Source organism: Bradyrhizobium sp. WYCCWR15520, from assembly GCF_056174665.1.
Genome location: NZ_JBWBWM010000040.1, coordinates 24,191 through 37,198 on the forward strand (window position 1 = coordinate 24,191; position 13,008 = coordinate 37,198).

At 63.1% G+C, this 13,008-nt stretch carries 11 protein-coding genes and 1 tRNA gene; 8 read left to right on the forward strand and 4 right to left on the reverse strand.

Annotated features, from left to right (window positions below; translation table 11 throughout):
* Positions 1 to 90: 90 nt before the first annotated feature.
* Together AC0QUY_RS33890 and AC0QUY_RS33895 are read right to left on the reverse strand one after the other, a co-directional pair.
* Complete coding sequence (locus AC0QUY_RS33890) at positions 91 to 1,209, reverse strand: TRAP transporter substrate-binding protein (protein WP_161850914.1); 1,119 nt, start codon at positions 1,207 to 1,209, stop codon at positions 91 to 93.
* A gap of 334 nt (positions 1,210 to 1,543) precedes the next feature.
* On the reverse strand, positions 1,544 to 3,223 hold the full coding sequence (locus AC0QUY_RS33895; RefSeq protein WP_475390349.1) for an MFS transporter: 1,680 nt from the start codon (positions 3,221 to 3,223) through the stop codon (positions 1,544 to 1,546).
* 151 nt (positions 3,224 to 3,374) lie between these two features.
* On the opposite strand from AC0QUY_RS33895, the gene AC0QUY_RS33900 reads away from it, so the two are divergent.
* From AC0QUY_RS33900 to AC0QUY_RS33910, 3 genes are all read left to right on the forward strand, one after another.
* Positions 3,375 to 4,760 carry a hydrolase gene (locus tag AC0QUY_RS33900; protein ID WP_475390350.1) on the forward strand — a complete coding sequence of 462 codons (1,386 nt, stop codon included), beginning with the start codon at positions 3,375 to 3,377 and terminating at the stop codon, positions 4,758 to 4,760.
* Positions 4,761 to 4,900: 140 nt separating this feature from the next.
* Positions 4,901 to 6,286: a cytochrome P450 gene (locus AC0QUY_RS33905; RefSeq protein WP_475390351.1), complete on the forward strand. Its 1,386-nt coding sequence runs from the start codon at positions 4,901 to 4,903 to the stop codon at positions 6,284 to 6,286.
* 104 nt (positions 6,287 to 6,390) lie between these two features.
* A complete protein-coding gene (locus tag AC0QUY_RS33910) occupies positions 6,391 to 7,800 on the forward strand; it encodes a DUF5939 domain-containing protein (protein ID WP_475390352.1) in 1,410 nt (469 codons plus the stop codon).
* A gap of 237 nt (positions 7,801 to 8,037) precedes the next feature.
* Here AC0QUY_RS33910 and AC0QUY_RS33915 read toward each other — a convergent pair whose 3' ends face one another.
* A complete protein-coding gene (locus AC0QUY_RS33915; protein WP_161850909.1) occupies positions 8,038 to 8,514 on the reverse strand; it encodes a cupredoxin domain-containing protein in 477 nt (158 codons plus the stop codon).
* 381 nt (positions 8,515 to 8,895) lie between these two features.
* On the opposite strand from AC0QUY_RS33915, the gene AC0QUY_RS33920 reads away from it, so the two are divergent.
* The 4 genes from AC0QUY_RS33920 to AC0QUY_RS33935 all read left to right on the forward strand — a co-directional run bounded on the left by AC0QUY_RS33920 (position 8,896) and on the right by AC0QUY_RS33935 (position 12,315).
* Positions 8,896 to 9,402, forward strand: coding sequence for a tellurite resistance TerB family protein (locus AC0QUY_RS33920; protein WP_475390353.1), 507 nt, complete (start codon positions 8,896 to 8,898; stop codon positions 9,400 to 9,402).
* Between the two features lie 233 nt (positions 9,403 to 9,635).
* Entirely contained in the window at positions 9,636 to 10,415 is a 780-nt protein-coding gene (locus AC0QUY_RS33925; protein WP_475390354.1) for an SDR family NAD(P)-dependent oxidoreductase, read from the forward strand.
* A 164-nt stretch (positions 10,416 to 10,579) separates the two neighbouring features.
* Entirely contained in the window at positions 10,580 to 11,380 is an 801-nt protein-coding gene (locus AC0QUY_RS33930; protein ID WP_475390355.1) for a glutamine amidotransferase, read from the forward strand.
* Positions 11,381 to 11,502: 122 nt separating this feature from the next.
* Entirely contained in the window at positions 11,503 to 12,315 is an 813-nt protein-coding gene (locus AC0QUY_RS33935) for an enoyl-CoA hydratase (protein WP_475390356.1), read from the forward strand.
* A 137-nt stretch (positions 12,316 to 12,452) separates the two neighbouring features.
* Here the strand turns inward: AC0QUY_RS33935 and AC0QUY_RS33940 are convergent.
* Positions 12,453 to 12,528: transfer RNA gene (locus tag AC0QUY_RS33940), tRNA-Ala, on the reverse strand.
* Positions 12,529 to 12,711: 183 nt separating this feature from the next.
* Between AC0QUY_RS33940 and AC0QUY_RS33945 the strand changes: the two genes are divergently transcribed.
* Positions 12,712 to 13,002 (forward strand): YggT family protein, encoded by a 291-nt coding sequence (locus AC0QUY_RS33945; RefSeq protein ID WP_161850904.1) that lies wholly within the window; start codon positions 12,712 to 12,714, stop codon positions 13,000 to 13,002.
* The last annotated feature ends 6 nt before the right edge of the window (positions 13,003 to 13,008 follow it).

Genomic DNA, 13,008 nt, shown 5'->3' on the forward strand with positions numbered 1-13,008 from the left:
GCACATCCGAATTGTCCCCCAATTGCTGGTGAGCGGCGCGTCAACCGCGCCGCCCATTACTCGTACCGCCGATCAAGCGCCGCGAGCCTGTCAGACCTTGAGCACGCCCGGGAAGTGGTGCTCGAAGGCGCCACGGTAATCTGTTGCGTTAGTCATGTTGTAGTAAACCACGCGGCGCACCCATGCCTTCTGCGAGTCCATCACTTTCTTCATGAACGGATCCGACCCAAGCTGGGCGATTAAGCCGTCCCATGCCTTAATCTGCGCATCGAATACGGACTTCGGCGTCCGCTGAACGTTGACCTTGTCCTTATTGATCAGTTCCTGCAGGTCCTTGGAGTAATAGTCCATCCCCTTCCATTCATTGGCGGAAGAGACTGCCTCCGCAGCATACTGTAGGATCGCCTTCTGCTCGGCCGCCAGCGCATTATACTTCGTGCGGTTGAACATGATCTCGAAGTATTCCGTCGCCTGATGGTGGCTACCCAACATGTAGTTCTTGGCGACGTCCTGCGCGCCGAAGCGCCTGTCCGATGTCGGGTTGTTGAACTCGAATCCATCGATCACGCCGCGCTCCATGGCCGGCACGATTTCGCCGCCCGGAAGCTGCGCGACAGAGGCGCCCATTACCTGGAACAAGTCGGCGGCCAGACCCACGGTGCGGTACTTGAGCCCTTTCAGGTCGGCATCGCTGGTGATCGGCTTCTTGAACCAGCCGAGCGGCTGGGTCGGCATCGGCATCGCGAAGAAGCTCTTGATGTTGACCTTCATGATCTGGGTCTGGAGTTCTTCGAACAGCTCCTTGCCACCGCCGTTGTGAATCCAGCCAAGACCTTCGTTGGCGTTGAAGCCGAACACCGGTCCGGTACCGAACAGCGACGCCGCCTTGTGCTTGCCGTACCAGTAGACCGTCACCGTGTGAGCAGCGTCGATCTGGCCGCCATGCACGCCGTCGAATACCTGGAACGGATGCACGACGGAGCCGCCCACAAGATAGTCGATGCGTAGCCGGCCCCCGGCCATGTCATTGACGCGCTTCACATAGTCTTCGGCCATTTCGTTGAAGACGTCGGCCTTGCCCCACGAGCCCTGCATCTTCAGGACCGCCGTCTGCGCCCGGCTGACTTGCGGCATCGCAATCACCGCACCGCCGGCGGCCGCGGCCGTCAGGAAACGGCGGCGCGTCGTTTTATCGCTACGCTTGCTCATGAGTTCCTCCCGGTTAAGTTGTCATCACCCGTCATTAGCGCGGGTGTGTTTGTCTTGACGACAAGTCAAAGGCTTGCGCGGCACTTTGGCAAGTGGGAAGTGCGCGGCGATCTTTCTAATCGCGCACGGGGTAAACGGCGCTGTCGTTTCGCAGACGCGAAACGGCCCTCGCTTCCCGCTCAGCGGAGCGAAAGCGCGCAGAATTCTTACACTTTAGTCGCAAGAAATCAGCCGCGAGAAATCGCGGGAGCGGTGTCGGCGGCCGTTTGGATACGGTTGGCGGAATTATTCCCGCGCCATTCTGCGCCCAAAAGTCGCGTCTGCTATCGACGCGTTAGGTGCTGCTGCCCGCCGCTGTCGCGACCACCGGCAAGACCTCGTTGGCGGCGCGGTCGGGGGTGTCTTCCTTCCAGCGAACCGAGCCGAACGGTCGCTCCAGCATGCGGCGGACGCGGATCGGCTCCGGCCCGAGATGAAAGTCGATCGCGCGCTGATGCAAGGCGCGCTCGGACTGCGTCGCGCGGTTACGCTGGCGCAGGTAATCGAGCCAGGTCGGGCAATGGTAGCGCTCGGTCCATAGCTCGGGATCGCCGATATCGCGCGCGATCGACCAGCCATAGGCGCCGTTGCGCTGCCGGCTGAGCTGCACCTCCTGCATCACATTGTGGAAGGCGCGGGCGTTGTCCTGCGCGACGCGGTATTCGATCTCGACCACCAGGGGCCCGCTGCGTCCCGTCAACGACAGCCGCACCTCGGGATCGGCCAGCGCCTCGGCGGGCGGCTCGTAGCGGGCGCCGACCGGCGGCATCCGCAGCCAGATGCCGAGCAGCGGGGACAGCAGCATCAGTCCGGCGGAGATCAGCAGCGCGATCTCGACGCCGTACATATCGGTGAGATGACCCCAGCCCCAGCTTCCGATCGCAATGCCACCAGCAATCGCGGCCTGGAAAGCCGCCAGCGAGCGGCCGGCGACCCAGCGCGGCGCCGAAAGCTGCACGCCGATATTGAACAGCGCGACCGCAAGCATCCACACCGCGCCGGCCAGCACCAGCGCGATCGCCGTCAGGATGGCGCTGGTGCTGAGCGCGACGGCTGCGATTGCGCCGGCCAACGATATCGTGCAGGCGCGCACCGCGCCCTCGCCGCTCAATTGCTTGCGGACGGAGCCGATGTTCAACGCGCCGATCACGGCGCCCATGCCGAAGGCTCCCAGCATGACGCCATAGGTCTGCGCGCCGCCATGCAAGAGATCGCGCGCGATCAGCGGCATCAGCGCCGACACCGAGCCGCCGATGATGCCCGTGACGAGCGTGCGCGTCAGGACGATCTTGATCGAGGGAGAGTTGGTGATGTAGCGGACGCCTGAGACCATCGCGCGGTTGAGACGCTCGCGCGGCAGCCGCGACGGTTCGTGGATCCGGTTCCAGAGAAACAGCACGATCAACAGCGGCAGATAGAGCAGCGCGTTCGCCGCGAAGGCAGCAACAGCGCCGGCGGTCGCGACCACGATGCCGCCGATCGCGGGGCCGAAGCTGCGCGCGATGTTGTAGCTGATGCCGTTGAGTGCGACCGCAGCCGGCAGGGTTTCGGGCGGCACCTGCTCGCTGACCGAAGACTGCCAGGCCGGTCCCATCAGCGCCATGCCGGTGCCGACAATGAAGCAGAACAGCAAGAGGATGTTCGGCGTCACCAAATTGAGCCAGGCCAGTACGGTCAGCGCGCTCGCGCCGGTCAGCGCGATCAATAGCGACACCATCGCCACGACGCGGCGGTCGTGCATGTCGGCGATGGCGCCTGCCGGCATCGAGATCAGCATGATCGGCAGCATCAGCGCGGTCTGCACCAGCGCCACCTTGTCGGCGGACGACGTCATCTGCGTCATCGCCCAGGCCGCGCCAACGCCATGGATCAGGAGCCCGAGGTTGGACAGAAGGCTCGCCAGCCAGATTCGCCGGAACACCGAATGCCGCAGCGGTGCGAAGATACTATCGGAGCGCTTCGGCGGTTCGGTCATATCCGGTTCCGGTTGGGCTGCTAAAGGGGAGACGATGATTCCTGCGGCCCTCACAGATGCCTGCGAAAACCTTGCTCTGTCCAGTAGTTAGGCCGCTATGGGGACTGCTAGAGCACAGCTAGGGTACTGAAAAATGACGAGAGGAGCCCAAATGAGCCTGACGCGGCGAACCATGCTCAGGGGCGCAGGCGCGCTACCTTTGCTGGCGGGCAATCTTGCCGGCAATCTCAGCTTTTCCGCGTTGGCAGAGACCGCCTCGACGCCTTCGGTTGCGGGCGCGGTTCCGCCAATCCTGTTCGTGCACGGCAACGGCGATCACGCAGCGCTCTGGATTACGACGTTATGGCGGATGGAATCGAATGGCGTGCCGCGCGAACGGATGATGGCGATCAGTTTCACCGATCCTCTCGCGCGCACCGATGACAAAGTGGAGCAGCCGAACCGTTCCTCGACCGAAGACCAACGCCGCGAGCTCACTGAGGCCGTCAAGGAATTCAAACAGCGCACCGGTGCGTCGCGCATTGCGCTGGTCGGCAATTCGCGCGGCGGCTATTCGATCCGCAATTACATCAGGAACGGCGGCGGCGCCGATGTCAGCCACGCCGTGCTGTGCGGCGTTCCCAATCACGGCATCTACGATTGGGATGAGGGATTAGGCGGCGAGTTCAACGGCCGCGGCCCGTTCCTGCGCAGCCTGAACGAAGGCGAGAGCGAGGTCACGCCGGGCACCGCGTTCCTCACCTTGCGCAGCGACGGCAACGATAAATTTGCGCAAGCCGACGGTCGCTTTGTCGGCAAGCCCGGCATGCCGACCGGCGTGACGTCAGAAGGTCCGGCGCTGAAGGGCGCGACCAACCTCGTGCTCGGCGCGCTCGATCATCGCGAGGTCGCGTTTCATCCGCGCGCGTTTCGCGAGATCTATAAATTCATCGCGGGCAGAGAGCCGTCGCGCATCGAGATCGTGCCGGAAGCGGAAGTCAGACTGAGCGGGCTTGTGACTGATACGCCAGGCGGCGTTGTCACCAACCGTCCCGTGTCGGGCGCGACGGTCGAAATCTATCGCGTCTCTCCCGATACTGGCGAACGGAGCGGCGGTCCGATCCACTCGTCGCAAACCGGTGCCGATGGCCGCTGGGGTCCGGTGCAGGTCGAGCCGACCTGGCATCTCGAAATCGTGTTGACGTCGGCCGGTTCGCCGACGACGCATCTTTACCGCTCGCCGTTTCCGCGCTCCTCCGACGTCGTCAATCTACGCGCCGCGCGACCGCTCGGTCCGGCCGATGCCGGCGCGGGCGCCGTGGTGCTGATGTCGCGTCCGCGCGGCTATTTCGGCCTGCCGCGCGACGTGGTGCTGATCGACGGCAAGGAGCCCAGGGATGTGAAATCCGGCGTGCCGACCGATTCGGTGACGACGTTACGGCTTCCGGCCGAGGAGGTTGGCCGCTCCGTGGTAGCGATATTCAATACAGAGCGAATCGTGGCGCGGGCCTGGCCGGCCGGGGAAAACCGGATTGCGGTTGCCGAACTGACTTATTAGCTGTTCCCGACCGGTGCGCCTTTGCGGCGCCCGGATTGGAGACATAGATACGATCGTAGCCCGCATGAGCGCAGCGATATGCGGGGCTTTGGACAATCCCGGATATCGCTTTGCTCATCCGGGCTACGGGAGTGGCGCTCATGAGCATGGCCGGAGTCTACGACATGCCGGTGGCGCGAGGGCCGCTGGTGCCGCCGAGCCCGCCACGGGCGCCCGACGACATGACAGTGTTCGGGCGGATCAAGGCGATCCGCGAAAGTCCGATCGGCAGCTGGGGTCAGCGGGCCTATGAGGACGATATCGTCCAGGGTCGGTTCTTCGGGCGCGGCACCTTCATCCTCAACACGCCGGATGCGATCCGGCATGTGCTGGTCGACAATTACGAAAACTATTCGCGCACGCCGGTTGGCATCCGGGTGCTGCGGCCGATCCTCGGCAATGGCCTTCTGATTGCGGAAGGACGGGCGTGGAAACACCAGCGCCGCACGCTGGCGCCGGCCTTCACACCGCGCGCGGTGACGCCGCTCGTTCCGCATATGCTGGCAGCGACCGACGAGACGGTTGCCAAGCTGCGCGCCGCCAGCAACGCACCCGTCGATTTGCGCGAGGCGATGCAGCGGATGGCGCTCGAGATCGCCGGCCGCACCATGTTCTCGTTCGCCATGGATCGCCACGGCGCCGCCTTGCGCGATTTCGTGATGGAATATGGCGAGCGGCTGGCGCGGCCGCACTTCCTCGATATGCTGCTGCCGCTGAGCTGGCCGAGTCCGCAGGACATTTCGCGCGCCCGCTTCCGCAAGCGCTGGACCGCCTTCGTCGGCATGCTGATGGCCGAGCGTCGCGCCGCCGGCAAGACCGCGGGCGCGTCGGCGCGCGACCTGTTCGACCTGATGGGCGACGCCCGCGATCCGGAGACCGGCCAGGCCTTCACCGACGAACAACTCGGCGACCAGGTCGCCACCATGATTCTCGCCGGCCATGAGACGACGGCGACCGCACTGTTCTGGGCGCTCTATCTGCTGGCGCTCGATCCCGCCACGCAGGAGCAGGTCGCCACGGAAGTGCAGGACGCAACCGCCAACGGCGCGCTGGATATCGACAGACTGAAATTCACCCGCGCCGTGATCGACGAGACCATGCGGCTCTATCCGCCGGCATTCGTGATCGCACGCGCGGCGATCGCGCCGGACACGATCGCGGGCCTGCCGGTCAAGAAGAAGGACGTGATCCTGATCGCGCCGTGGATATTGCACCGGCACGAAAAATTGTGGCGCGATCCGAACGCCTTCATCCCGTCGCGCTTCATGACCGGGACGCCGCCAGACCGCTTCGCCTATTTGCCGTTCGGCGTCGGCGCGCGCGTCTGCATCGGCGCGCATTTCGCGCTGGTCGAAGCTACGCTGGCACTGGCGAAGATGATCGGCGCGTTCCGCGTCACGCTCGTCGACAAGGAGCCGGTGATGCCGATCGGCGTGGTGACGACACAGCCCAGCCGTTCGCCGATGTTTGCCATCACGCCGCGGTAGTATTTTTTTGATCGAGCGGATTGCCGGTTTGCGCCAGGAAAACGCGCCGGGCCGGATAGAGCACCTTGCGGAGTTGCTCCCGTAGCGTCATCTAGGTTGTCAGCATGAGCGATACCCAGGCCCAGTTCTCAGTCCTGAAGCAGACCGCCGATCCCGCGGTCGTCGACGCCATCTCGCAATTGATCGCCAAGGGCGAGGACCGCGATCTCAACCGTATCAACCTCTTGGATTTTTCCGCGCGCTACGGGCTCGACGAGGAAAAGGTCATTTCGGCCTTTTTGCATGCGGCGCGGCTCGGCCTGTTCGATCTCACCTGGAATGTGCTCTGCCCCGGCTGCGGCGGCGTGCTCGGCGCGCACAACACGCTGAAATCGCTGCGCCACGACGATTATAATTGCGCGCTGTGCGCGCAAGGCTATGAGGCCTCCGTCGACGACCGCGTCGAGGTCGCATTCACCGTCAGCCCGCGCGTTAGGCGGATTGCCGCGCATGATCCCAACACGCTGCCGATCTGGGAATATAACCGGCAGATGTTCTGGAGCTCGGGAATGGACCTGAGCGAGGAATCGATCAAGCGACTGATCGACGAGGTGTCGCTCGAAGCTATCGAGCTGCCGGCCGGCGAAAAGGCGGTGCTGTCGCTGCAATTGCCCAACCAGTTCGTGATCGTGTTCGAGCCGGTGACGCATTCGGCGCACTTCTTCGATATCCAGGGCGAGCCGACCCGCGAGCGGCAGCAATTTTCGATCGTCTTCAACAAGCTGCAAGCGCCGACGGGCTCGACGGTGATGCGTCCGGGACCGCTGCGGCTGTCGCTGGAGAACCAGACCGACACGCGCGTGCTGCCTGCGGTCTGGATCGCCAACGATACGCTCCACGAACTGCTCGGCAAGCGCAAGCCGATCCTGACCGCCAAGCGGATGCTGTCGAACCAGACATTCCGCGATGTGTTCAAGGCTGATAACCTCAACGTCGATCAGCGGCTGAAGATCACCTCGCTGACCTTCCTGTTCACCGACCTCAAGGGCTCCACAGCGCTCTATGAGCGGGTCGGCGATCTCGCCGCCTTCGACCTGGTGCGGGCGCATTTCCATGCGCTGCTCGAAATCATTGCGTCCGAGAAGGGCGCTGTCGTGAAAACGATCGGCGATGCCGTGATGGCGACCTTCATCAGGCCGGAGCATGCGATCGTGGCGGGCCTGCGTATGCGGGCGGCGATGGCGGCGCTCAATGCGGAGCGCGGCCGGGAGGATCTGATCGTCAAGATCGGCATCCACGAAGGCCCGTGCCTGGCGGTGATGTTGAACGAGCGGCAGGATTATTTCGGCCAGACCGTCAACATTGCGTCGCGCGTGCAGAGCCTGTCGACCTCGCAGGAGATCCACATTACGGGGCCGGTGATCGAATCGCCGGCGGTCGCCACCATTCTTCAGAGAGAGGCGATCCGTCCGATTCAGAAGGAAGCCGCGTTACGCGGCATCGCCGACAAGATGGTGGTGTACGAGATTCCGTAGTTCTGCTGCATCACACTTGCAATCCAGCAATCCGAGAGATTGAAAGCTATCTCCACTGTCATTGCGAGCGCAGCGAAGCAATCCATCTATCCGCGCCGAGACATGGATTGCTTCGCTGCGCTCGCAATGACGAGGAAAGAGCTGGCTCCGATCTTCCCGGTCGTTCCTGAGGAGCCTGCGAGACACACTTCGCGCCTCCTCACCATGAGGAGCTTGTGACACAGCAGGATTAGTGCGCTACTCGATCACGATCTCGCCGGTCATGCCGAGTTCGGCGTGCGTCTTGCCGTCGCTGGTCTTGATGTCGCAGCGCAGGTCGTTGGCGCGGCCGGCGGCGATCGGCACCAGCCACCATTCGGCGGATTGTCCCGGATAGACCTCGATCTCGCGGATCGCGCCCTTGAATTCGGCGAGCGTCACGGCCTTGCCATTCTGCTGCTGCGTCACCTGCACCTTGCGCGTGAACACCATCTGCGAGAACGCATGCGAAGTGAAGTAATGCGGATCGTTGCTCGTGTTGCGCAGAATCAGCTTGTAGAGCTTGCCGGTTTCAAATTTCAGTTGCTTCGGCCCGAACTCGTGTTTGCCGGGCGAGCCGAGATCGACCGTCACCTCGATCGGCGTCTGCCGCGACAGGTCACCAGCCGCTAGCGCGGCTCCCGAAGCAACTCCCAGCACAACGGCGGCACCAACGGCGAAGCGGAAGGAAGCCATGATCGTTTCCTCATGAAAAATCGCTTGTCGAAACAACAGGTTCATCCCTAATGCAAATGCGAATGACTTGCAATTGGATATCGGCCTCGACCCCTGCGGCGAATCGCGCGGTCGGCCCTTGGCCGACCGGCCGTTCCGTTCCGAAGCGGCGCGGGTTGCGTGCTTTGAACCGGCGTCTGCGGGCTTCGACCTAACAGGAAGCTCAAGGTTCGCTGTGACGGGTTGCTGCCCAAGCTTCGCGCAGAAGTTTTCCGGTACCTTCAATGTGACGCCGATTTAATCTGCATACGTTGCCAGTCACGCATCGCGCGGATTGCGAAGGCCAAAGCTTCAACCCATATTCGCCGAACGGCTTCTTCGAACTTTGCAAGGTAGAGTGTGATGCTCGACGGACTGCGCCAATTCATTGCCGACATCGTTGCGCCCAGCGCGGATACGGATCTCGCGTTCGACGACACCGGCTATCTGCTCGCGGCGACCGCGCTGTTGGTTCACGTCGTCTCGCTCGACGGCGAGCCGAGCGCGGCCGAGAAGCGCAAACTGCACTCTCTGATCGAGAGCCGCTTCAAGCTCGATCCAGGCAAGGCGGATCATCTGATCGCGTCGGCGACGCGAGCCGAAGGCGAGGCGGTCGATCTCTATCGTTTCACCAGCGTCATCATGCGCTCGGTCAATGAGGAGGGCCGGCTCCGCATCATCGAGATGATGTGGGAGCTGGTATATGCCGACGGCCAGGTCAGCGAATTCGAGGACAATGTCGTCTGGCGCGCGGCCGATCTGCTCGGTATTTCATCGCGCGATCGGATCGATCTGAAGCACAAGGTGGCAGAGCAGCGCCAGGTGGCCTCGTCGGACAGCGTTTCGAAAACGGCCGACGCCGCGACGTGACGAGCAACCGCGTCATCGCTCGCGCCCGATTACTCAGATGACGAAACTTTAATGTGCCTCGCGATCAGTCGCGAAGATGCGCGATGCGTCTGAAACTATTGAAGTTCAATTGCCGAGGCACAGAGCCGTGCATGGGCATATGCCATGCACGTGGCTTGCGCCGCACCGCGCGCCTATGCTCTCGTTCCATCGCTATCACTACCACCTGCAATTGATTTCAAGAGCATTCCATCGTGACCGAGCGTGTGACGCTGATTACCGGTGCATCGGCCGGAATAGGCACCGAGCTGGCGCGCGTTTTTGCATCCCATGGCCATCGTCTGGCGCTGGTGGCACGGCGCGCCGATCGCCTGACGGCGCTGGCCGCTGAGATCACGGCGGCCGGTGGCAAGGCTCCGATCGTCATTCCCTGTGATCTCGTGCAGCCTGACTGCGGCGACAAGATTGCCGAAGCGCTGGCGGCCTCCGGTGTGGAGGTCGAATACGTGGTCAACAATGCGGGTTTTGGATTGTTCGGCAAGGCGGTGCAGCGCGACCGCGCCGACCAGCTCGACATGATCGCCGTCAACATCCGCGCGCTGACCGATCTTTCGCTGCGGTTTTCGGACCAGTTGATCCGCAACCGCGGCGGCCTGCTCAATGTCGGCTCGATTGCGGGCTTTCTGCCGGGCCCGGGCATGGCGGTCTATTACGCCACCAAGGCCTATGTGCTGTCGTTCACGGAAGCGATGCGCGCTGAACTGGCGCAGCATGGCGTGCGTGTGACGGTGCTGTGTCCCGGCCCCGTGCCGTCGGAATTCCAGGCACGCGCCGGCTTCCGGCCCGGATTCGATACGGCGGTTCTGAAAGTCTTGCCCGCCGAGGTCGCACAGCAGGCCTATCGCGGATTGATGGCTAACAAACGTGCAGTGATGCCCGGCCTCGGCATCAAGATCGTGCCATTCCTGCTCCGGCTATTCCCGCGCTCCTTCATTCTTGGGGCAGTCGGCCGTTTCCAGCTTCGCCAGCGCTGAAGAAATCCCGGGTTTTCCCGGTGTCCCGGCCCGTTCGCGCCGCGATCGGGCGTCTGAGCGCGTCTGGCCCGCTGTTTGCTTAGATTTTTGCTGTGTGCGTGAACTCACGCGAAATTAAGACTCACTTAGGTATGGTTTCGATTCGAGGCACCTGAGCAACGTCGATGTCGTTCCGGTCGAGCAAAAATGACGACAACATCGTGCCCTTTCCGGGCCGAAGGGCGCTGATTACGCCTGACGCCGCGCCGCTCAAGCCGGTCCTGATCGTCCTGCATCAGGAGACCTCGACGCCGGGCCGTGTCGGCAATGCCCTGCGCGCCCTCGGTTACCCCCTCGACATCAGGCGTCCGCGGTTCGGCGATCCCTTGCCGGGAACGCTGGAGCTGCATGCCGGCGCGGTCATCTTCGGCGGCCCGATGAGCGCCAATGATTCCGACGATTATGTCCGCCGCGAAATCGACTGGATCGAAATTCCCTTGCGCGAGCAGCGGCCGTTTCTCGGCATCTGCCTGGGCGCGCAGATGTTCGCCAAACAATTGGGCGCACAGGTCGCGCCGCATCATGAAGGGCGGGTCGAGGTCGGGTATTATCCGATCCGCCCAACCGCGGCCGGGCATGCGCTCTGCCCCGACTGGCCCGCGCTGGTCTATCATTGGCACGGCGAAGGATTTCAGTTGCCACGCGGCACTGTGCTGCTTGCCGAGGGTGACGACTTTCCGGTGCAGGCCTTTCAGCATGGTCATGCGTTCGGTCTGCAGTTTCATCCCGACGTCACCTACGCCATGATGCATCGCTGGACCACGCGCGGCTGCGTGCGCATGGAGTCGCCAGGTGCGCAACCGCGTCATCTCCACTTCGAAGGCCGCGCCGTGCATGACGTGGCCGAACGGGCGTGGTTGAAGAATTTCATCGCGGGTTGGATCGTGCGCGCACCGCACGCTGTCATGCTGGACGCCGCCGAATAGCCGCCACGCGGAATTTGCCCGCGCGTTTCGAACGTCTTCTGGAAATCGCTGATGTGATAGTGTTGGCGCGGCCGAAAGGCTCGCGCGCCAAACGCCAACAAGAAAACAACAGGGAGATCGCCGTGACCTATCAGCATATTCTCTACGAGGTGAGCGACAAGATCGCGACCATCACGCTCAACCGGCCCGACCGGATGAATGCGTGGACCGCGACCATGGAGCGCGACGTGCGCCATGCGATGGAGGCGGCGGCCGGCGATGACAATGTCCGCGTCATCATCCTCACCGGCGCCGGCCGCGCGTTTTGCGCAGGCGCGGACATGGAGGCCCTGAAGGCCATTGATCCCAGCGAGATCCGCCGCGGCGAGAACAATCCGCCGTTCGACATGAACCGCCGGGCGGACTGGCAGACGCGCTATGCTTATTATCCGGCGATCCCGAAACCCGTGATCGGCATGCTGAACGGCGCCACCGCCGGCATCGGCCTGGTCCACGCGCTCTATTGCGACCTGCGCTTTGCCGCCGACAATACTGTCTTCACCACCTCGTTCGCGCGCCGCGGGCTGATCGCCGAACACGGCATCAGCTGGATGCTTCCGCGCATCGTCGGCCACGCCAACGCGCTGGACCTGTTGATGTCCGCGCGACGGGTGGGAAGCGAGGAGGCGCTGCGGATCGGGCTGGTCAACCGGCTCTACCCGCCGGAGCAGTTGCGCGAGCAGACCTATGCCTACGCGCGCGATCTCGCCGATTTCGTCTCGCCAAGCGCGATTGCTGTGATCAAACGCCAGCTTTACGACGTGCCGTTCCAAACGCTGGCGGAAGCCACCATCGACGCCAACCGCGAAATGCAGATCGCGCTGAAGGGGAGTGATTTCCGGGAGGGCGTGGCGAGCTTTGTGGAGAAACGGCCGCCAAGGTTTACGGGGAAGTGAGGGGGGTGGGGAAGGTCTACGGCGGTTGCCGAGGCCCGGCTTCGCCCTTTGGGCTACGCCGCGGCAGCCTTCGCTTGCTTCGCTACGATAGGGCCCGGGTAGGCTTGCCGGCCGTAGCTTGCGAAGCAAGCGAAGGCTGGTGGAGCCAGGCGGGATCGAACCGCCGACCTCGTCATTGCGAACGACGCGCTCTCCCAGCTGAGCTATGGCCCCGTCGCGACCGCTTTGAGATGACCCGAAGCAGCCGACAATCGGCGTCATTTACAGTCCGGCCCAAGGCCAAGTCAAGAACGGTGAAAGCGCCGATTTTGGCGTCCTTTTGCCGGGAACTTCCCTTGTTTGCGGGGGGATGAACCGATATCTAGCTGACTACCCCTCCTCGTGAGCCCCCTCCACATGCGCGCTATCCTGGAAGTCATCCTTATTGTGTTGGATCTCTACATCTGGCTGCTGATCGCCTCGGCGATCCTGTCGTGGTTGATCGCTTTCAATGTCGTCAACACCCGCAACCAGTTCGTGGCGGCGGTGGCCGAGTTCCTGTACCGGATCACCGAGCCGGCATTGGCGCCGATCCGCAGATTCATGCCCAATCTGGGCGGGCTCGACATCTCGCCGATCATCCTGATCCTGGTCATCATCCTCGTTCAGAAACTGGTCGCCTACAACGTGATGCCCTATTTCGTTTAGCGCGCT

What these genes read in the sequence shown, in the direction of transcription:
- AC0QUY_RS33930 (WP_475390355.1), top strand. Translation starts at nt 10,580, where the DNA reads ATGTCGTTCCGGTCGAGCAAAAATGACGACAACATCGTGCCCTTTCCG.
- AC0QUY_RS33910 (WP_475390352.1), top strand. Translation starts at nt 6,391, where the DNA reads ATGAGCGATACCCAGGCCCAGTTCTCAGTCCTGAAGCAGACCGCCGAT.
- AC0QUY_RS33920 (WP_475390353.1), top strand. Translation starts at nt 8,896, where the DNA reads ATGCTCGACGGACTGCGCCAATTCATTGCCGACATCGTTGCGCCCAGC.
- AC0QUY_RS33895 (WP_475390349.1), bottom strand. Translation starts at nt 3,223, where the DNA reads ATGACCGAACCGCCGAAGCGCTCCGATAGTATCTTCGCACCGCTGCGG.
- AC0QUY_RS33890 (WP_161850914.1), bottom strand. Translation starts at nt 1,209, where the DNA reads ATGAGCAAGCGTAGCGATAAAACGACGCGCCGCCGTTTCCTGACGGCC.
- AC0QUY_RS33915 (WP_161850909.1), bottom strand. Translation starts at nt 8,514, where the DNA reads ATGGCTTCCTTCCGCTTCGCCGTTGGTGCCGCCGTTGTGCTGGGAGTT.
- AC0QUY_RS33905 (WP_475390351.1), top strand. Translation starts at nt 4,901, where the DNA reads ATGAGCATGGCCGGAGTCTACGACATGCCGGTGGCGCGAGGGCCGCTG.
- AC0QUY_RS33900 (WP_475390350.1), top strand. Translation starts at nt 3,375, where the DNA reads ATGAGCCTGACGCGGCGAACCATGCTCAGGGGCGCAGGCGCGCTACCT.
- AC0QUY_RS33945 (WP_161850904.1), top strand. Translation starts at nt 12,712, where the DNA reads ATGCGCGCTATCCTGGAAGTCATCCTTATTGTGTTGGATCTCTACATC.